Below are 19,837 nucleotides of genomic sequence, written 5' to 3'. Positions count from 1 at the left end.
GATGATGGGTATTTCTTTCTTAAGATCATCGATGCTTCAAGAAACCCATCAATCAAGAATCCCAAATCCCACAAAATTTTTCATTGAACCAAAAGAAAGAGGGAAGGGCGGGCAGGTGACACCAGCCTTACAGGGATGCAAGGCAAACTAAAGGCGAAGCCATGAATCCCGCAATTTGATCATGCTAAACTTAGGACACAGCCAGATAAGACGCTTAAAATAAAACTTCCCGTTTTATAAAACGGGATAGGACGATCGGTTTCCTGTGAAAAACGGGGATAGATCTGGTTGCACTAAAGGAGGCGATAAGATTGAAAAAGCTTCTGAAATGGGTTCTCAGCCTGACCGTGTTTGCAGCGCTGGCGGGAACCGTGATCTTCTTTGGCATGGGAATCTATACCGCCAATGAATTTGAATCCAGAGAATCTCTCTCTTCGCTGGTGGATCGGGCCGAGGCAATGCCCGGCTATACGCCGTACGAAGAAGTTTCCCCTATGCTGTATCAGGCGACGATTGCGGTCGAAGATGCGCATTTTTACAGTCATCAGGCGGTGGATCTGAAAGCGCTGATTCGCGCAGGCCTTTCCCAGATCGTCCCCTGGATGCCTAAATCGGGCGGTTCCACGATCGATATGCAGACGGTCAAAAACCTGTATGGACAGTATGACGGTACCCCGGTATGGAAAGCCGGTGAAATCGTACTGGCGACCCGTCTCGATAAAATCTGCACGAAAGATCAGATCCTTTCCCTCTATGTGAACATCATTAACTATGGAAACAACTTCCATGGCATTCGCCAGGCAGCCAACGGCTACTTTGGCGTCGAACCGTGGGAGCTGACGGACGCGCAGGCGACACTGCTGGCAGGAATTCCGCAGTCGCCCTCGGCGTTAAACCCGCTCGTTCATTTCGATGCTGCCAAAGCCAAACAGGAAATTGTTCTGCGGGCGATGGTTCGCAACGACATGATTACCCAGGAGCAGGCGGATGCGATTTACGAGCAGGACTGCGGCATCGACCAGTATATCGAACCGGCTTCTGCAGAAGAAACGATGGATTATTCGATCGTTTCCCTCGATGAACCGGAACCGCAGATGGCGCTTCCTGTCTGGATGGCGTATGCCGATCCATCTCTGCTGCAGGCGGCGACCCTGGCGTAGCCAGCTCCGTTCTATATTTGATTTTTTGCGGTCTTTCCATACCGCAATTTGCCACACCGCATTCGATTTCCCTGTCCGTTTTGGTCTTTCCATTGGAAGGGTAGAAAAGGATTGAAATCCATCAAACAGAAATATCGAACAGCGCTTCTGAATCCAAAAAGCAGGAACGCTGTTTTTCTTTGGCGCGTTCTGGAAGGACCTTGATCAGGACGGTGCCTTTTGAAGAAATAGAGGGGCTGTTTCGGCAAGGTTCTATCTATTTCTATGGATCGGACAGGCGATAATTCACAAATGACTTAAGCGAATCCGGAGATGGTTCTGAGAAATTACTGGATTTAATCCGAAAGGCAGGATCGGTAAAGCGAGTAAGACTGAAAAAACCAATCGGTCTGGTTTTACGCAGAAGTGATCAAAACCCGATCGGTTTTGTGGGTTTCTCGATCTTTTTCAAATGGAAGGCCGCAAACGTGATTCAATAAAGCGGACTGGCCTGAAAAGTCGGCCATCGTTTTAGGAGGTTGGATTGTTTCATGAATAAGAAAACCGCGAACCTGCTCTGCCTGCTGATCGGCGTGATCTGGGGCGGGGGATTTATTGCTACGGATTTCGCATTAAAGACATTTACACCGTTTCAGATGCTTCTCATTCGATTTGCCGGGGCAGCGCTGCTCGCCTGGATTCCAGTTCTGGTCAAACGGGAAAAAGTACAGAAGGAAGCCATGAAAACGGGTCTGATTTCGGGATGCTTTCTGTACATCGCCTTTGCGCTGCAGACGTTTGGCATCAATCTGACCGAACCGGGAATGAACGCGTTTCTGACGTCGGTCAATGTGGTTCTCGTTCCGTATCTGGCCTGGATTGTCTGGAAACAGAAACCGGATGGGCTCGTTCTTTGCGCCTCTTTAGTCTGCATGGCGGGCATCGGCTTTCTTTCCTTGAGCAGCGGCAGCTTTGGTCTTCGCTGGGGCGATCTGCTTTCGCTGGGCTGTTCGGTTTTCTTCGCGGCACAGATTGTCGCGCTTGGCCGGTCCGAACACCTTTCGGTTGCGGTTGTCAACGCGCTGCAGCTAAGCACCGCGGCGGTTCTGGCCATTCCGTTTGGTCTGCTTGAACCGTGGCCGGCGCAGATTTCGATGGAAACGATCGGTTCTCTGGCGTATACAGTCTGCTTGTCGACATTCCTGTGCTATCTGATGCAGACGACGGCGCAGAAATACACATCCTGCGCGGCGGCTTCCATTTTAATGGGGACGGAAAGTCTCTGGGCCAACATTTTCAGCTTTCTGATTTTGCATCAGGTTCCGTCCGTCATGATGGTAACCGGCGGCCTGCTGATCTTTACAGCCATTCTCATGGTCGAAGGACGCGGCTGGATCGAGTTGCATCTGCTCAAAAAGAAGATCAATCCGCCAACCCAGACCAGCATTTAAAAGGTCGGGCAGCTTCCGTTGCTTCGTACTCCTGTCTGTCTTTTTAAAAGGCTGAAACGCGGAATTCTGGAGACGTTTTCCATGTTTTTGATTTTGGGCACATGTCGTTTGGGCATGCGCTTTTTTACACCCTTTGGGCAAACGACAAAAAGCCGTTCGTTCGCCTGTCTATACTGAAACCAGAAAGAAGGGCCTATTATGCTCAAGTCCTATAAATACAATGGAAAAGAAGCACTCCACCTTTCGGATGTTTCCTGTCAGGCGGGTGCGTATAAGAAAAAGAAAGAGGAAATCATTGCCCGAACGGCCGCCAACCAGCTTCAGATCCAGCAGCTGCAGGATAAGCTGTATGCGGATGGAAGCGCCGGTCTGATCATTTTGATTCAGGCGCGGGATGCCGCAGGCAAGGATGGAACGATCAAGCATGTCATGAGCGGTGTCAATCCGCAGGGCGTGGATGTCTACAGCTTTAAATCCCCGACACATGAAGATCTTTCCCACGATTTTCTCTGGCGCTTCAATAAGGCACTGCCGGCTCGGGGCAAAATCGCTATTTTCAATCGCTCATACTATGAAGATGTGCTGATCGTTAAAGTGCGTGAGCTCTGGAAAAACTACAACCTGCCGGCTTCGATTAAAAATAAGGATATTATTGAACGCCGCTATTCTCAGATTTGCGGCTTTGAGGAATACCTGTACCAGAACGGCTACCAGATTGTAAAAATCTTCCTGAACGTTTCCGCGAAGAAACAGAAAGAACGCTTTTTGGAACGCATCGATCGACCGGAGAAAAACTGGAAGTTCTCCGAAGCCGATCTTTCGGAACGGGCCCTGTGGGACGATTACACGCACGCTTACGAAGACGCGATCAACGTCACCGCGACCAAGCACTGTCCGTGGTATGTCATTCCGGCAGATCAGAAATGGTTTGCTCGCTATCTCGTCAGTGAAGCGATCTTAAAAGCGCTTGAGAACATCGATCCGAAGTATCCGCAGCTATCCAAGGAACAGATCGACCGTCTCGCGTTTTACAAGCAGGCTCTGCTCAATGAGAAAAACGGGCAGGAAGCCAAAAGCTTTGTCGCCGATGCCGATGAAGTCAAAGCGGCCGATGAAAAAGTTACGGACGATCTGAAAGAACAGAAATCGCTCAACGCGTAATCCAGTTTGGATATAGAAAAAAACAGCGAGTCCATCGTTCGAAGAATATCTTCGATCCGGGACTCGCTTTTTCTCTGGGAAAGCGAAGAGGAGGGAAGATCCGCTTTCAGAAAACAGTCCGAGAAGGCGGTAAAAGCAGACAGAAAGTGGAGGGAGAAATACAAAGAAATACAGTAGAAGATCCGGTTTTGCGTTTCATATTCCTGCTGGATTCATAGGAAAACAGATCCGAAAACGAGGGGATTCATGCAAGCGCATTCACGAAAGAAAAATCCCATAAAACTGCAAAGTTTTGGGATTTTTCAAGGTGTACGGTTTCGATTCGCATTGTACGAAAACACGATTCTTCCTATACTTTGAGCAATTACAGGAAAGTTGAGGAAAAATAAATCATGAGTTCTGCTGCTGCATTCCTGGCCAAAAAGGACGTTCAGATTTCTGCCAAACGGTATGGAATCGATGCCCTTTCCGCCATGGCCCAGGGACTTTTCGCCTCTCTGTTAATGGGAACCATTCTTAATACGATGGGAACCCTGCTCAATCTGCCGATTCTCGCGGAAATCGGCTCGTACGCGACGGCGGTCAAAGGGCCGGCGATGGCCGGAGCCATCGGCGTTTCCCTTCACGCGCCAAACCTTGTACTGTTTTCGCTCCTTGCGGTCGGCTATGCGGCGGACGCCCTAGGCGGAGCCGGCGGTCCGCTTGCAGTTTACGTGGTGGCGGTCATCGCCTGCGAATGCGGCAAGCTCGTTTCCAAGGAAACCCGTGTCGATATTCTCGTTACGCCCTTCGTTACAATCTGCATCGGTGCTCTGCTTTCGATTGCCTTCGCGCCTGCGATCGGCAGCGGGGCGACCGCGCTTGGCGGCATGATCATGTGGGCTACCGAACTTCAGCCCTTTTTAATGGGTGTCATCGTTTCGGTACTGATGGGCATCTTCCTGACGCTGCCGATCAGTTCGGCCGCAATCTGTGCTGCGCTTTCGTTAACCGGTCTGGCTGGCGGCGCTGCCCTGGCTGGCTGCTGCGCGCAGATGGTCGGATTTGCGGTCATGAGTTTCGCGGTCAATAAATGGTCCGGTCTTTTTGCCCAGGGGCTGGGAACTTCGATGCTGCAGATGGGCAATATCGTACGCAAGCCAGTCATCTGGCTGCCGACGATTCTGGCCAGCGCCATTACCGGTCCAATCGCCACCTGCCTGTTCAATTTACAGATGAACGGCGCCGCCATTTCTTCTGGCATGGGCACCTGCGGTCTGGTCGGACAGATCGGCGTATTCACCGGCTGGATGACGGAAATTTCCGAAGGCCTTCGTGCTTCCATCGGTTTCATGGACTGGACGGCACTGATCCTGATTTCGTTCATTCTTCCCGCCATCTTCACGCTGCTCTTCCATCATCTGTTCTTAAAACTTGGCTGGTACACCAATGAAGATCTCAAGCTTGACGTCTGATCGACAGCGATTGCTATACCATCCAGTTCTGGATGGAATTCCGTATGGAATTCACTCTGGTCGGATCCTTCACGCATGATTTTGCCAGTTTACTCTTATTCAATATTCAATTCAGACACATAAAAAGCCGGGTTGTCCGGCTTTTCTTTTTGGGCTCTGAAGATAGCGGTATCGGTATTCGATTTCGTTTTATTCCTGCCGGGGACGAACGATTTGGACATGGCTTCCGGGCGGGGAATTGGCCTGTGCTAAAATCTGTATATGTTTAAAATCAAGCAGAAAAACGACTGGGCGATCGATATTTCTCTGCATATCCCGCTGCCCTCGTTTGCAATCCAAATTACCAAAAACGCGACCGAATCCGAAGTCGACTTGAATACCCCGCTGCATCGAACATCCGCGAAAGTCATGAGCGATTCCCATTCGGTATCCACCGAATTCCGTCAGGAAAGCGGTCCTGTGGCACAAGCCGGCGCTTCTTCCGCTTCTTCCCAATCCGCCGAATCGACGGCTTCTTCTTCTGCATCGTCTGCCTCGTCTTCGGCAGACCAGGAACAGAAAAATGGCGACCAATAGCACGAATTCATCTTCCAGTTCCACAAAGCTCGTTTCTTCGGGGGAGCGCTTTGCTCAGATTGTCAAAGTCTTAAGCCGGCACCATGTCCAGCAGGGCATCACCCCGGTTAAGCTGCGCGAGATTTTTGAAGATCTCGGACCGACGTATGTCAAACTGGGCCAGATCATGTCTTCGCGTACGGATCTGCTGCCTAAGGAGTATGCCAAGGAACTGGAAAAGCTGCGCTCGGATGTGAATCCGATGCCGTATGCGGTGGTCAAGGAAGAAATCGAAAGGGCGTATGGAAAGCCGATCGATCAGATCTTTTCGTACATCGACGAAAAGCCCTTAGGTTCCGCCAGTATGGCCCAGGTCCATGAGGCGATCACGCCAGATGGAGACAAAGTCGTCATCAAAGTGCAGCGGCCGGGCATTTACGAACAGATGCAGGTCGATGTCAAAATGATGAAAAAAGCCGCAAAGCTGATTTCTCTCGATCAGGTCATTTCCGGTCTGGTCAATCTCGATGACGTCATCGACGAGTTCTGGAAAACGGCGCAGGAAGAAATGAATTTCCGTCATGAGGCGGCCAACGCGATTCGCTTTGGGGCGGAAAACGATGCCGTTCCTTACCTGCATATCCCGAAAATATATTCGCAGTATACGAGACAGAACATGCTGGTGATGGAAGAAATCGACGGCATCGAAATCGACAACTATCCGGCACTTGAAGAAGAAGGCTATTCCCGTAAGGAAATCGCGATGAAACTGGGCATGAACTTCATTGACCAGGTTATTGAGCACGGCTTTTTCCATGCGGATCCGCATTCAGGAAACCTGAAAATTGTCGACGATAAAATCGTCTGGCTTGATTTTGGCATGATGGGCGAGCTGACGCGCGGACAGGCCCAGCAGATGAGCGAAGCACTGGACGCGCTGGCGCAGCGCGATCTGCCACGTCTTTGCGACGCGATTCTCAATATTGGCATTCCGCCGGAAGATCTCGACTACATCGGCTTTTCCAACGCGCTTGAAACGTATTTAAACCGCTACATCAACCAGTCGTTTTCAGATCTGGACCTGGGAGTGATGGTGACGGAGGCCATTGAAATCTGTCAGCGCTATTCCATACGGCTGCCAAGCTCGATTACGATGCTTGCCCGGTCGATGGTGACCATTCAGGGGACGCTCAAAGATCTCGACGATCAGGTGAATATGCTGGAATACATTTCCAACGAAGGAAAAACGCTTGATCAGATCGACTGGAACAAGGAAATCAGCACCTTCTTAAAGGAAAGCTATGCGGGACTGAAGGCGCTCACGCACATGCCGGTTCGGCTGGATCGAACGTTATCCTTGCTGCAGAAAGGCCGTCTTCAGGTCGGCATCAAAATTTCGGATCTCGATCATCTGATGCCCCAGATCAGTCATCTGGTGGACCGCCTTGTCGTCTGCATTCTCATTGCGGCGCTGCTGATGGGCAGTTCCATCATTTGTACGACGGGCATGAAACCGCAGCTGCTTGGCATTCCGGTGCTGGGTCTGGCGGGATTCTTTATTTCGTTCTGCCTGAGCCTGTGGCTCTTTTACAAAATGCTGTTCAATCGAAAAAACGGAAACCGGCTGTTCTAGCCGGTTTTTCTCTGCCTTCTCGATTTGGTTCTTCGCAATCTGTCCGAATTGTACTGGATCGCGTCTGGATTTTCGACTTGGCCGTATTTGATGCTTTGGAGGTGTCCTGGTCTGGCCCGGTGCATGGCGAAAATCGGGAAAGAATTGTGTCTTTGATCAGTTTCCAAAACAATGGGTATCCCATGGGGATGAAAATTTTGTCAAAAACGGCGGAAAATGTCTTGCCATTGCGGATTGTGACAACGAAAATGGATAAATACGCGATTGCTTTTTGACCGTACCGGCTTTCTTGAATCCATAGGGTTCTGTAAGTGAAATTTCCAAACCGCACCCGTCGATAGGATCGACAGCCTGGCACTTTGTGCAGACAGGGAAGAATGATCGATTCATATTGTTCGAACGTACTGAACGAGTTCATTTCCGGAGGCAAAAACCAATGGATAAAAGATGAGAACAGGCACAATTCCTGGTGAAATTTCAATATTCGAAAAGCGTTTTCACCTTTCTGTGCCCAAGTACGCAACAAGTTGCTAATATATTCGGTAACAAGTTGCCAATCAGGAGACAACTATGAATTCGGAAGAAATGATCAAAAAACTGTACGGCTCAGCAGAAACCCAGAAAATGTTTATCTTCTGTATGCTGCTGATTACCGCCAACCGGCTCCAGACGCTGTTTGATCAGTCCGTTCCCGACCTTTCCCTGAAACAGATCATCCTTCTGGCGATCGTTCGCTATTCCAAGGAACCGATGACCTTTACGCAGCTTGCTAAATTACTGGGCTGTTCCAGACAGAATGTCAAAAAGCTGGCCGATGTGCTGGTGAAAAAAGGCTATGTCACGCTGCAGCCAAACCCGGAAGATCAGCGCTCCGTCTGCCTGTATCCAACCGATCAGGACGGCGCGTTCCACGACAGCTACTTCCCAGTCTGCCCGCAGGAGCGTGAAGCGCTGTTTGAAATTTTTACGGACGAAGAAGTCGAAACGCTCTTTCATCTGCTCCATCGGCTCCAGAACCGGATCGATGAAATCGAGGAAGAAATGGAAAAGGAAGCCGATTCGTAAAAAGACAGAACCGGGTAAAAAGGCTTTTTTCAGAACCAGACTCTGGAAATAGCCGGTTTCTTCCTGCACCAGAAAACGGGGAATCTTCTGCCCCAGGAAAAAAGGAAACCGGAATCCAAAAGCCTTTCCTTAAAAGAGTAGAAAAGGATGCGACGGATTTTTCCTGAAACAGGAAAACAGGGAAATGATCCGCCCGAACAGGAATTTCGTATTACAGGAAAAAGTTATGAAAACAGCTGTCATTTATAGTTCGCAGACGGGCTTTACCAAGCGCTATGCGAATTGGATTGCTTCGGCAGCCCATGCGGACTGCCTGGACGTGTCAGCCGCCAGTACCGAAGATTTATCGCAGTATGATGCCATCGTTTTTGGAAGCTGGATCAGCGGAGGCTATCTTCATGATCTCCACTGGTTGAAGGACAATTTGCCGACCTGTCCTGATCAGAAACGGATTCTGTATATTGTCGGCGCCAGTCCGTCCGAAAACGAGGAAGTGAAGCGGCTTCGCAAAAAGTGTCTGCGCGCTTTTGAAGAACACAACGTAAAGGATATTTTTTACTGCCCCGGCGGTTTTAACCTGGAAAAACTGCCCGCGTCTTCCAAAGCGATGATGAAACTGTTCATCCGCACGTTTCTCGCAAAGAAAAACAAGACCGAACCTCAGGCGTTAATGGCCCGGCTGATCGTTAAAACGTACGATGTGACCAACCCGAAATACATCCTTCCCATTCTCGACGCCTTAAAAAAGACTCGGATGCTCAAGAAGAATAAACCGGCTTCTCTTTTTTGACGGGTCGATTTTGAACCTGCTTTTCCTTCCAAAAGCCGTTCGGAAACGTCTTCAAATAGAATTTAAATCCCATTCAGAAACAGACAGCCGAACCGTCCTGCGCGGTTCGGTTCTTTTGCGTTCCGAGCAGAAGAACCGGTAAGATGATACAGGCTGTGATTAAGGCACGCTTGCGCGGGATTAAAGCAACATCATACTGTCCCGTACCCGACTTTAACCTGCAGTTCATTCAGGCGTGCGATCCTTTTTCAAAAGGAATGCGCGTACGATAAAACTAAGTGCAATCCATAAAAACGCATGCCAAAAATGAGCATGATACAGCCTGTATACACATAAGAAAGTTTTTAATCGAAAGGGAGGTCCTGTCTATGGAACAGCCAGCTCACACTGCGAACAACGATAAACTGACGCGAAAACAAAAACTGAAAAAGAAACTGCCCGCTTTAGGGGTCGGGGCTCTGATCATCGTTCTGATGGTCGGCCTCGATCAGTGGACCAAATGGGCCATTGTTAAAAGCATTCCCCTCAACGGCATGATTGAAGTTATTCCAGGTTTCTTTGAACTGACGTACTTACGAAACTTTGGAGCGGCCTTTTCCAGCATGACCGGCGTCTCGATGGGATTTTTCGGAATTCTCACGATTGTCGCCCTTTGCGTCATCGCGTATTACTTTATGAAAACCGATAGTACGAAAGTGGAATTCGCCCTGTCTCTGATTGCGGCAGGCGCCATCGGCAACCTGATCGACCGCATGACGCTCGGCTATGTCCGCGACTTCTTCCGCTTTTATATTTTCGGATCGCCCTTCGCGGTCTTTAACGTGGCCGACGTCTGCCTGACCATCGGCGTCGCGCTGCTCATTGTGATCGTTCTGGTCGAGGAATGGAAAGAGAGGAAAGCGTTCAATGAATCCAGCAAATCCAGTCAGTCCAAATAATATGGATCCAAAGCCACAGGAAGAAAAAAACAGCGAAACCGTCGAAGAGACACTTTATGCGGTCAATACACCCCCTGAAGTTATGACCGACGTAAACTTCGAAGACGATCTCGATGCATCCGATTCGATTCAGACCGTCGATCTGGACGACGGTTCCCAGCAGATCACGCTGACCTGCAGTAAGGAAGATGCCGGCATGCGTCTGGACAAGTACATCTGCAAAGTCCTTGATCTTAGCCGTACGCGCACCGCGTCCCTTCTTGAAGAAGATCGTGTCAAACTTTCCGACCGCAGCGTTAAAGCCAGCCGGAAAATGCAGGAAGGGGATATTCTCGAAATCCATATGCCGCCTGCACAGAGTCTGGAAGTTCTTCCGGAGAAAATGGATCTCGATATCGTCTACGAAGACGAAGACATCATCGTCATCAATAAGCCCAAAGGCATGGTTGTCCATCCTGCCCCTGGCCATATGGAACATACGCTGGTCAATGGTCTGCTCTACCATTGCCAGGATCTGTCCGGCATTAACGGCGTAAAGCGTCCGGGCATTGTGCACCGTATTGATAAGGACACTTCGGGTTTGCTCGTTGTGGCCAAAAACGACATGGCGCACGAATCTCTCGCAGCCCAGCTGCAGGACAAGAGCCTGCGCCGCATTTACCGCGCCATCGTCCATCATCCGTTCTCGCATACGATCGGAACCGTCGACGCGCCGATCGGCCGCGATGAAAAAGACCGCCAGAAAATGGCGGTAACAGCGAAAAATTCGAAACCGGCCGTAACGCACTTTACCGTTCTGGAAAACTTCAAGGACTACGCCTACATCGAATGTTCGCTGGAAACCGGTCGTACCCACCAGATTCGCGTACACATGGCCTATATCCAGCATCCGGTTGCCGGCGACCCGAAATACGGTCCGAGAAAAACGATTGAAGCGGGCGGACAGCTGCTGCACGCGATGCAGCTCGAGCTGATCCATCCGCGTACGAAAGAAAAGATGCATTTTGAAGCGCCGCTCGATCCGACGTTCGCAAAAGTTCTGGCTGAGCTGGAAAAGGAAGCAGCAAACGCATGAGAGAACGTTCGGTACTGAGCTGGGACCAGTATTTCATGGCGATGGCCCATCTGGCCGCCTTCCGTTCCAAAGATCCCAACACGCAGGTCGGCGCCTGCATTATTAATCCGCAAAAGCGAGTGGTCGGCATGGGCTACAACGGCTTTCCGCGCGGATGCGATGATGACGTCTACTCGTGGGAGCGGGAAGGTCAGTTTCTGGAAACGAAGTACCCGTTTGTGGTGCATGCGGAACTGAACGCCATTCTCAACTCCATCCAGTCGCTGGCCGGATGTACCCTGTATGTATCGCTCTTTCCGTGCAACGAATGCGCCAAGGCGATCATTCAGTCCGGCATTACCCGCGTCGTGTACGAATCGGATAAGTACTGCGGCAGCGAAGGCAACATCGCCAGCAAGCGCATGTTCCAGGATGCCGGGATTGAACTCATTCAGCTGCCCTATCAGGTCCATATCGATGCCCGCATCGAAGAAGACCAGGACCGCTGTGCTGAGGACGGCTCCCGCGAGTGCGGCTGCCCGGACTGCAGGAAGTAAGATTTGTCTGGATGGAGATCTGCTGAAATCGATCTGCTCGTTCACAAAGCAGTCGGATAAAAACAGACGCCGAACAGATCCAGATGAATAGACGAAACAAACGAAACCGATGCCCTTAAAACTATCCGTTTCCATCCATACAGCGCGCAGGCGATAATGCCTGCGCGCTCGCTCTTTTTGCGCGGAATTCACGTTTTGGATTCTTCTGGAATTTTCAAATTTTTGAATTTTCGGATTTTTGAATTATCGGATTTTTGATTTTCCCGCACGCATTCTGGGCAAAAGAAAATCCAGAACGGTTCCAAAAGAGGGAGACGTTCTGGATGTACTGCGGGCTTAGACCAGGCCGATTTTCTGGGAATTGACGAAATGCATTTTGACAAATTCCGGCATGCGCTCTTTTCCAATTTTCGCCATGAGCTTTCTGGCGCTCTGGGTGGCTTTGTCTCCACCGCCTTTTTCCAGCGGCATCCCGGCTTTCGCCTCGAGCTGTTCCCAGACTTTTAAAAAGGCGTAGCGGGCGAGTACCGAAGCGGCCGCAACCGCGATATAATGCGATTCCGCCTTCGTCTCAAAATGAATGGTGCGAATGACGTTTTTCTCCTGCGCCAGATAGCTATAGTACGTGCGCGGAATGCAGAACTGGTCGATCACGCAAAGTTCAGGCAGGGCATAGCCTTTTTTCTGCAGATTCAGGTACACCTGATTGTGCATCATGGCTTTCATCTTGTTGAGGTTATAGCCTTTTTCCTCGCGTATGCGATTGTATTGGGCATTTTGTAAAATAACGATGGAATGGGGAACCATCGCTTCAATTTGCGGGGCCACTTCAAGAATGCGCGCGTCGGTCATTTTCTTGGAATCGGTAATTTCCATTGCGTGCAGCTTCGCGGCACATTCCTGGTCCGGGACGATTACCGCAGCGACGGTAACCGGGCCCATGTAATCGCCGGTGCCGACTTCATCGCTGCCGGCCTGCGGGAAAACATTGGCTTTGGACCCGTGACCTGCAGAAGACGAATTCGACGCGGGACGGACCCGTGGGACATCGTCAAGTTCTGCGGCCGAAAACCGTCCGCTGGATTCGTCTTTTCCTAAAATGTCATCGGCGACACTGACGACCCAGTCGATATCACCGCCCTGAATGACGACTTTACCGGACGTATAGGCGGTCACGACGACTTTTTTCCCGGAAGAATCCAGGACATAAATCGACCAGGCCGCGTAAGAGGGAAGATTTTTCGCTTTGGAGAGCGGTTTGAGTTTTTTGTGGAGAGTCTCGATCTGGCTCGAGCTCATGGTTCGTACAACAGTTGCCATGTTCCTATTGTATCATTACAGGGATTGCGGCCGTTTCCGGACCGCCGGGCCTTCCCTGCAGAGGAAAGCTGTATTTCCTCGTGCAAAAGACGGACGATACAATGCCGATCCCAGTCGCTTTTACGCGTATCTGCGGATCAGCGGATCGGGTGCAGGCTGAAAGAAAAGATTTCACAGAAACCAGAGTCGACAGGACTCTGCAGTAAATACTGAATTTATGCAAAGAAACAACGAATTCCATTGCGGAATTTAGAAGGAAAGAGAGGGACGGATATGTACGTAGATAACTGGAATGCCATCGATATGCCGGCGGTACTGGAGCAGTTTGCCAGCCTGGCGGCTTCGCCCAAAACCGCAGCCCATTTAAAAGACGCAAGAGTGCTCAAATCGACGGCAGTCGTTCGGCGTCAGCTGGATCTTTGCGCAGAAGCCTTTGCGTTTTTGCAGGATGGGCAGGAGCTTTCGTTAGGCGGACTTGGCGACATCACAAAATCCGTCAAGCTGGCCAAAAAGGGCATCGCGCTGAACGGCAGCGAACTGCTGGAAATTTCACTGTTTATTACGGCGTCGCAGACCGCGGCCAAGGCGTTTTCGCCCGAAAAGGAACCGATGCTTTCGGATCTGGCCTCTACGCTGGCCAACCTGTCTTCCCTGGCGGCGGACATCGATGAAGCGATCGATCTTTCCGGATCGATTCGACCGGATGCGAGCGCCCGCCTGCAGAACCTGAGCCGTCAGCTGGTGCAGACGAAAGCCGATCTGTCGGCTGCAGCCAAAAAGTTCATTCAGGCGCATTCGTCTTCGCTGGTCGATACGATGACGGTGTATTCCGGAGGACGCCTCTGCGTTCTGGTCAAGGCGGCCGACAAGTATAAGTTTGGCGGCATCGTCCATGGAACGAGCCAGTCCGGGGCCGGAAGCTACGTAGAACCAGACGCGCTGGCGACGCTCAATAACGCGGCAGCCAGTCTGGAAAACGAAATCGAAGAAGAAAAGAAGCGCATCTGCAAGGAGCTCAGCCGCAAAGTCGGCGCAAACGCCAAGGCGCTTCTGTCCAACGACGAAACGCTCGAAATTATCGATACGGCTCTGGCCAAAGCACGTTGGATGCAGCTGCACGACGGATGCATTCCGACGCTGCAGGGCATGAGCCACGCGCTGCATATCGATCACGCGGTACATCCGCTGCTGGATGCGAAAACCGCAGTCGCCAACTCGTATGCGCTGAGCGATGAACAGGACTGTCTGATGATTACCGGATCGAACATGGGCGGCAAGACCGTTACGCTCAAGACGATCGCGCTCTTTATTCTTCTTGCGCAGTGCGGCTTTCCGGTCAGCGCCCATCGGGCTATGCTTCCCATTTACGAACAGTTTTATTTCGATGTCGGCGATGAGCAGTCGATCGAAAACAACTTGTCGACGTTCTCGTCGCACATTTCCAAAATCGCGAAAATCATTAAGAAAGCCAACGAACATACGTTCGTTCTGCTCGATGAAATCGGCAGCGGAACGGATCCGGATGAAGGCGCGGCGCTTGCTCAGGCGGTCATCGAAGCGCTGATGGATCGCGGGGCTACGATTTTAACGAGTACCCATTACAACGCGGTCAAAGCCTTTGGGAAAACGAATCCGCGCGTGCTGTGCGGATCGGTGGAATTCGATCCTGTGAAACTTGTTCCGACGTATCGCTATTTACCTGGTATCAGCGGCGCGAGCTGCGCGTTCCCGATTGCCAGCCAGTTCGGGCTGAACGGAGATGTACTCAAACGCGCCCGGGAGCTGAAAGCTCAGAACGAATCCGAAGCCGCCAGGCAGCTGTCGGTTCTTGAAAAGCAGCAGGCCCAGGTACAGAAGCAGAAAGACCGCTTCGACGCGCTCGTTAAGGACGCACACCGTCTGCAGAAAAAGGCGGACGAAGACCAGAAAAAATGGGCGTCCATGAAAAAGCGTCTCGACGACGACTATGCCCGCCAGCTTGAAGACATGCTTTACGAAAAGCAGGAAGAAGCCAAAGCCATCCTGCGCGATCTGCGGGCCAGCACGGGAAAAGCCAGTCACGAACAGATCGAGAAAATGGGTCAGCTCAGTCAGCTCGACGACGCGAAGAAAACCGAAGAGCCGGCGGTCGAAAAGCAGGAAACGATCGAACCGGGCGACTACGTCCATGTCATCTCCCTCAACAATCATGGCGAAGTCGTTCAGGTGCGCAAGAATAAGGCTGTCGTCATGGTCAATGGCCGACGCGTCAATCTGAGCGTCGATCAGCTCGAAAAGATCAAGAAGCCCAAAGCGCAGAAACAGCCGCGTAAAAAGGAAAGTCCGGATCTTTCCTTCCGTCCGTTCAATATGGAACTGAACCTGATCGGCATGCGTGTCGAAGAAGGCATCCGCGAGCTCGACCATTATATTGATCAGGCGGTTTACCATAATATTAAAAACGTCCGGATCATTCATGGCATGGGTACCGGCGCGTTGCGCAGCGCGGTCTGGAAAGATCTCAAGAGCCATCCGCAGGTCAAGCGCATTTCCAGCGGCGGACCTAACGACGGCGGTCTAGGCGCTACGCTCGTCGAACTGAAATAAACCGTCTGCAGTGCAGGTCGGATTTTCGCGCAATCTTTCGCAAAGCCGGGGGATTGCGCGCTTTGCTATACTGAAAAAGGACGCTTTTTCGTCCCACAGACGTTTGATAATGAAAAAGGACGGTCTTCTGACCGCAGATAACGTCTGAATTTTCCATTTATTTTTGAACGAATGCACTCTTGTCAAAGAGTTAGAAAGGATCGTATGCCGCTGACCGAACATATTCAGAAAAAACTGGAACTGCTTCCGGATAAGCCCGGATGCTACATCATGAAAGATGCAAATCAGGAAATCCTGTACGTCGGAAAAGCCAAGGTTCTCAAAAACCGGGTTCGATCCTACTTTCACGGCGTTCACAATAACAAGACCACCAAACTGGTGGCCCGCATCGAAGATTTTGAATTCATCAACACCACAACCGAAAAGGAAGCGCTGCTTCTCGAGATCAATCTGATCAAGAAATACCGGCCGCCCTTTAACATCATGTTCATGGATGACAAAATGTATCCATACATTGAAGTCACCAAGGGGGCGGATTTCCAGGTCCGCATTACCCGTAAGGCCAAGGGAAGAAACAGCGACTTTTTCGGTCCCTATCCGATTTCGACGTACGCCTACGACATGGTCAAGCTGATCAGTCAGCTCTACCCGATGCGCCGCTGCCGCACGATGAGCAAGACGCCCTGCCTGTACTATCACATGCACCAGTGTCCGGGCTTCTGCTTCCAGAAAGTCGATGAAAAAGAGGCGCTCGCGCGCCGCGAGAAAATCATTCGCTTTCTCAAAGGCTATACCGGGGAAGTGAAAGAAGAGCTGCAGGAAAAGATGGCCGAAGCGAGCCAGAACCTGAATTTCGAGCGGGCACAGGAACTGCTTGGCCAGATCCGTTCCATCGACTACATTCAGGAAAAGCAGACAATCGACTTTTCGATCCGGGACAACTTCGATGTCTTTGGCTGGTACGAAGACAAAGGCTACATTTCCTTCCAGGGCTTTTTCGTGCGCGAGGGCAAGCTGCTCGAACGCAACATGTCCGTTGCACCAATTTATGAAGACGTGCAGGACGCGTTTGTGTCGTATATTTTGCAGTACTATCAGACGAACAAAATCCCATCGACCATTTACGTGCCGGAAGGAACGGATGTGGAGTCGCTCGAAGACGCGCTCGATACGAAAATCATCATTCCGCAGCGCGGCGATCGAAAGAAGCTGACCGAACTGGCGTGCGCCAACGCGAAAGAAGCACACGAACAGAAGTTCCAGCTCATTTACCGCAAGGACCGTGAACTCGAAGGCGCCAACCGCAAGCTTTCGACCATTTTCCATAAGCCGATCCATACGATTGAGCTGTTCGATAACTCGCACATTTCCGGAACGTACAACGTTTCCGGTCTGGTCGTCTTCCGAGACGGCAAGCCCGATAAAAATGCGTACCGCAAATACCAGCTCGACGGCTACCGCTCCGATACCGACTCCATGAAGGAAGTCGTGCGCCGCCGCTATTCCCGGCTGCAGCGCGAAAACAAGCCAATGCCGGATCTGCTTCTCGTCGATGGCGGTGTCGGTCAGATTCATGCCGCCCAGAGCATTCGCGATGAGCTGGGCATTCCGCTGACGATCGCGGGTCTGGTCAAGGACGATAAGCACTCGACGAGAGCGCTCCTCAATGAAAATCTTCAGGAAATCCCGCTCGATAAAACCGATCCGCTGTTTTTCCTGCTGACGCGCATGCAGGATGAAGTGCACCGCTTTGCGATAACGTACCACCAGAAACTGCGCGCCAAGGGCATGACCAAGTCGATTCTCGACGATATTGCCGGCATTGGGCCAAAGCGCAAAAAACAGATTCAGTCGGCCTACCCGTCTTTGAAAAAGATGCGGGCAGCGTCCCTAGAAGATTTTGAAAAAATCGTTCCGGCCAAAACGGCGGCGCTGCTCTATGCGCGCCTGCACGAACACGATGAAGAAAAGACGGATACCGCCAGTCCGGCGGAAAACGCCGAAACCGTCCCCGTGTCGGATGCCGGAAATACCCGAACGGCGGCAGAAACGCCGGCGTCGGATCCGAGTGTTGCAATATCTGATCCGGCCGATTCGCTCCATACAGAAGAGAGGGCAGAAAGGGGAAGCGAGGAATGAAAGCGAACGAAACCCATTCGATAAAATCGAACAAAGTCATTTTGCGTACCCGCCTCGTCATTTTCTTCTGCTGCGTGGCCTTTGCGCTGCTGACCTTTTTCCATTTGCAGAAAGTGGCCGATCCGCTGACCCGCTACCCGTACGGAACGCCGGAACAGCGCAATCAGCTGGCGGTGCTGCTCGATGACGAAGACATCAACACGCTGATCAACATGCAGCTGCTGCCCGAAGAAGTGCTGCCCTACGCGAGCGTAGCGGAATTCAACATGGACAACATCCGCTATTACCAGCAGATCATGGCCGCTCAGGCGGCTGATCCGCAGTTTGTGGTCTATTTCGTCAACACGTACCGGGATCGCATGGACGCCGACCGGATGAGCGAACTGCTCGGCTGGCTGTCCTATACGGATCTGATCAACTATTTCGAATCCGGCAGCACGCTGCCGCTCTATCACGGACGCCCCGATGACCTGACAGCCGTTCTCAATGGAACCGAAACGATTCTGCGCTGGGAACCTGGCGATCTGACCGAAATCGCGCCGGGCATCAGCCTGCGCTATCCCGCCGCAGCGAGCTGGCTGCAGATGGCCAGTGACGCGGCTGCAGCCGGTCATGAACTCAAGGCCGTCGGCGGCTACATGAGTCAGGCAGACCAGCAGCAGGCGCAGGAACATGCCTCGTACAATCAGGGCCCATACGGCACCCGGGAAGAACAGTTCGGCTTGAGCGTTCGTCTTTCCGGCTTTGACGAATGGAACGACGTGGTTTCGAAAGAAAAAGGCGAAGACTGGAGCAAAGCCTGCGACGATCTCAGTAAAGAGCAGAAAAGCACGCTCGACTGGCTGAGCGAGAATAGCTGGAAATACGGCTGGGTCTTCCGCTATCCCCAGCAGAAGGAAGAGAAAACCGGGGTCAAATGGCAGCCGTTCGTTTTGCGCTATGTCGGTCAAGACGCAGCCTCTGAGCTTTTTGAAAAGGGCGAAGTTCTCGAGGAACTAAAATAGAAATCGAAGAGCAGATCTTTCTATATCACGCTGCTCAAAACAGGAAACGGAGGAAGCAGGATTGAAAGCACAGATTATTGTGGCCAGCGATACCCATGGAGCAGGAAACCTGCTCACCGAACTGGAAAAAGCGTATCCGCATGCCGATCTCTTTCTGCATTGCGGAGATCTCGAAAACAGCCCGGAATACTTTCCCGCCTGGATTTTCGTGCGCGGAAACAATGACTACGGCGGAAACCGTCTGATGCCAGACAGCCGGGTCGTCTCCTATGCGGGGATCCGCATTTACATGACGCATTCCCATCGCCTTGGCTATTACAGCCGGCTCGAAAAACTGGCCGCCTTAGCTAAGGAAAACGACTGTCAGATTGCGGTATTCGGTCATACGCACGTACCGCTCATCAAGAAGGTCAACGGCGTCCTGCTGGTGAACCCGGGAAGCATGCGTTTTCCGCGGGATGGCAATTCGCCCTGCTACGCGGTGATTGAAGTCGACGATAACGATCAGATCCACGCAAAACTGATCCATCAGGAAGACTGGCCGTTCAAACCGAAAAACAGCTGGACCGGCGGCTGGTGGTAAGCCGATCTACCTGATCGACGAAACGGAAAAAACAGATCCCGGTCTGCTTGAAGAAAAGCAGGCCGGGATTTTTGAATGGTCGATGAGCGTCTTCATCTGGAGAAATCTCCAGCGCGCGAGGGATTCTGACGAAGACGTACAAACCGGATTCCGATTTGTACCGCCTCTGCCCACGCACCCGGTTCAGTGATAAAATGAACTCCAGAACGCTTAGAAAGAAAAAGCCTGTCTTCGTAAAAAAGAAAACAGGCGAGATGGCAGGCAAATCCGAAAAGGCAAAAAAAAACGCCTTTTCAGGCGATTCGTTCTAAGTGGCGTCCTGGAGATGATTCGAACACCCGACCGTGCGCTTAGAAGGCGCATGCTCTATCCAACTGAGCTACCAGGACAGCGAGATTATTTTAGCAC

The 19,837-nt window shown here is 51.5% G+C and carries 16 protein-coding genes and 1 tRNA gene; 15 read left to right on the top strand and 2 right to left on the bottom strand.

Annotated features, from left to right (window positions below; genetic code table 11):
* Positions 1 to 311 precede the first annotated feature (311 nt).
* From ACLUYS_RS05075 to ACLUYS_RS05025, 11 genes are all read left to right on the top strand, one after another.
* On the top strand, positions 312 to 1,160 hold the full coding sequence (locus ACLUYS_RS05075; RefSeq protein WP_230267579.1) for a biosynthetic peptidoglycan transglycosylase: 849 nt from the start codon (positions 312 to 314) through the stop codon (positions 1,158 to 1,160).
* Between the two features lie 530 nt (positions 1,161 to 1,690).
* Positions 1,691 to 2,590 (top strand): DMT family transporter, encoded by a 900-nt coding sequence (locus tag ACLUYS_RS05070; RefSeq protein WP_230267580.1) that lies wholly within the window; start codon positions 1,691 to 1,693, stop codon positions 2,588 to 2,590.
* 198 nt (positions 2,591 to 2,788) lie between these two features.
* Positions 2,789 to 3,751, top strand: coding sequence for a PPK2 family polyphosphate kinase (locus ACLUYS_RS05065; protein ID WP_230267581.1), 963 nt, complete (start codon positions 2,789 to 2,791; stop codon positions 3,749 to 3,751).
* 392 nt (positions 3,752 to 4,143) lie between these two features.
* The gene (locus tag ACLUYS_RS05060) at positions 4,144 to 5,205 is read left to right on the top strand and encodes a PTS transporter subunit IIC (protein WP_230267582.1); all 1,062 of its coding nucleotides are present in this window, start codon (positions 4,144 to 4,146) and stop codon (positions 5,203 to 5,205) included.
* 261 nt (positions 5,206 to 5,466) lie between these two features.
* Positions 5,467 to 5,781 carry a hypothetical protein gene (locus ACLUYS_RS05055; RefSeq protein ID WP_288339754.1) on the top strand — a complete coding sequence of 105 codons (315 nt, stop codon included), beginning with the start codon at positions 5,467 to 5,469 and terminating at the stop codon, positions 5,779 to 5,781.
* The gene (locus ACLUYS_RS05050) at positions 5,768 to 7,393 is read left to right on the top strand and encodes an ABC1 kinase family protein (protein WP_412659293.1); all 1,626 of its coding nucleotides are present in this window, start codon (positions 5,768 to 5,770) and stop codon (positions 7,391 to 7,393) included. Before ACLUYS_RS05055 ends, ACLUYS_RS05050 begins: the two co-directional genes overlap by 14 nt.
* A 570-nt stretch (positions 7,394 to 7,963) precedes the next feature.
* Positions 7,964 to 8,458, top strand: a complete 495-nt coding sequence (locus ACLUYS_RS05045; RefSeq protein ID WP_230267585.1) for a MarR family winged helix-turn-helix transcriptional regulator — start codon at positions 7,964 to 7,966, stop codon at positions 8,456 to 8,458.
* Positions 8,459 to 8,684: 226 nt separating this feature from the next.
* Positions 8,685 to 9,248, top strand: coding sequence for a flavodoxin family protein (locus ACLUYS_RS05040; RefSeq protein ID WP_288339749.1), 564 nt, complete (start codon positions 8,685 to 8,687; stop codon positions 9,246 to 9,248).
* Between the two features lie 368 nt (positions 9,249 to 9,616).
* The gene (gene lspA, locus ACLUYS_RS05035) at positions 9,617 to 10,186 is read left to right on the top strand and encodes a signal peptidase II (RefSeq protein WP_288339747.1); all 570 of its coding nucleotides are present in this window, start codon (positions 9,617 to 9,619) and stop codon (positions 10,184 to 10,186) included.
* Positions 10,187 to 10,382: 196 nt separating this feature from the next.
* Entirely contained in the window at positions 10,383 to 11,261 is an 879-nt protein-coding gene (locus tag ACLUYS_RS05030) for an RluA family pseudouridine synthase (RefSeq protein ID WP_412659294.1), read from the top strand.
* Positions 11,258 to 11,797 carry a deoxycytidylate deaminase gene (locus ACLUYS_RS05025; protein ID WP_412659292.1) on the top strand — a complete coding sequence of 180 codons (540 nt, stop codon included), beginning with the start codon at positions 11,258 to 11,260 and terminating at the stop codon, positions 11,795 to 11,797. The genes ACLUYS_RS05030 and ACLUYS_RS05025 overlap by 4 nt, the downstream gene beginning before the upstream one ends.
* A 336-nt stretch (positions 11,798 to 12,133) precedes the next feature.
* On the opposite strand, the gene rnhC is transcribed toward ACLUYS_RS05025, so the two are convergent.
* Entirely contained in the window at positions 12,134 to 13,117 is a 984-nt protein-coding gene (rnhC, locus tag ACLUYS_RS05020) for a ribonuclease HIII (protein ID WP_230267589.1), read from the bottom strand.
* A gap of 273 nt (positions 13,118 to 13,390) precedes the next feature.
* Here rnhC and ACLUYS_RS05015 point away from each other — a divergent pair, with 273 nt between their 5' ends.
* The 4 genes from ACLUYS_RS05015 (at position 13,391) to ACLUYS_RS05000 (ending at position 19,429) form a co-directional block, all read left to right on the top strand.
* Positions 13,391 to 15,703: an endonuclease MutS2 gene (locus ACLUYS_RS05015; protein ID WP_230267590.1), complete on the top strand. Its 2,313-nt coding sequence runs from the start codon at positions 13,391 to 13,393 to the stop codon at positions 15,701 to 15,703.
* 204 nt (positions 15,704 to 15,907) lie between these two features.
* Complete coding sequence (gene uvrC, locus ACLUYS_RS05010) at positions 15,908 to 17,842, top strand: excinuclease ABC subunit UvrC (RefSeq protein ID WP_412659291.1); 1,935 nt, start codon at positions 15,908 to 15,910, stop codon at positions 17,840 to 17,842.
* Positions 17,839 to 18,846, top strand: coding sequence for a D-alanyl-D-alanine carboxypeptidase family protein (locus ACLUYS_RS05005; protein ID WP_412659290.1), 1,008 nt, complete (start codon positions 17,839 to 17,841; stop codon positions 18,844 to 18,846). Before uvrC ends, ACLUYS_RS05005 begins: the two co-directional genes overlap by 4 nt.
* Before the next feature lie 61 nt (positions 18,847 to 18,907).
* Complete coding sequence (locus ACLUYS_RS05000) at positions 18,908 to 19,429, top strand: metallophosphoesterase family protein (protein WP_412659289.1); 522 nt, start codon at positions 18,908 to 18,910, stop codon at positions 19,427 to 19,429.
* Between the two features lie 312 nt (positions 19,430 to 19,741).
* Here the strand turns inward: ACLUYS_RS05000 and ACLUYS_RS04995 are convergent.
* A tRNA-Arg gene (locus ACLUYS_RS04995) sits at positions 19,742 to 19,818 on the bottom strand.
* Positions 19,819 to 19,837: the final 19 nt, after the last annotated feature.

It is taken from the genome of Allobaculum sp. (assembly GCF_047010065.1).
Lineage (GTDB): Bacteria > Bacillota_I > Bacilli_A > Erysipelotrichales > Erysipelotrichaceae > Allobaculum > Allobaculum fili.
The sequence above is the reverse complement of the archived record's forward strand: the minus strand, read 5'-3'. Positions and strand labels throughout refer to the sequence as shown.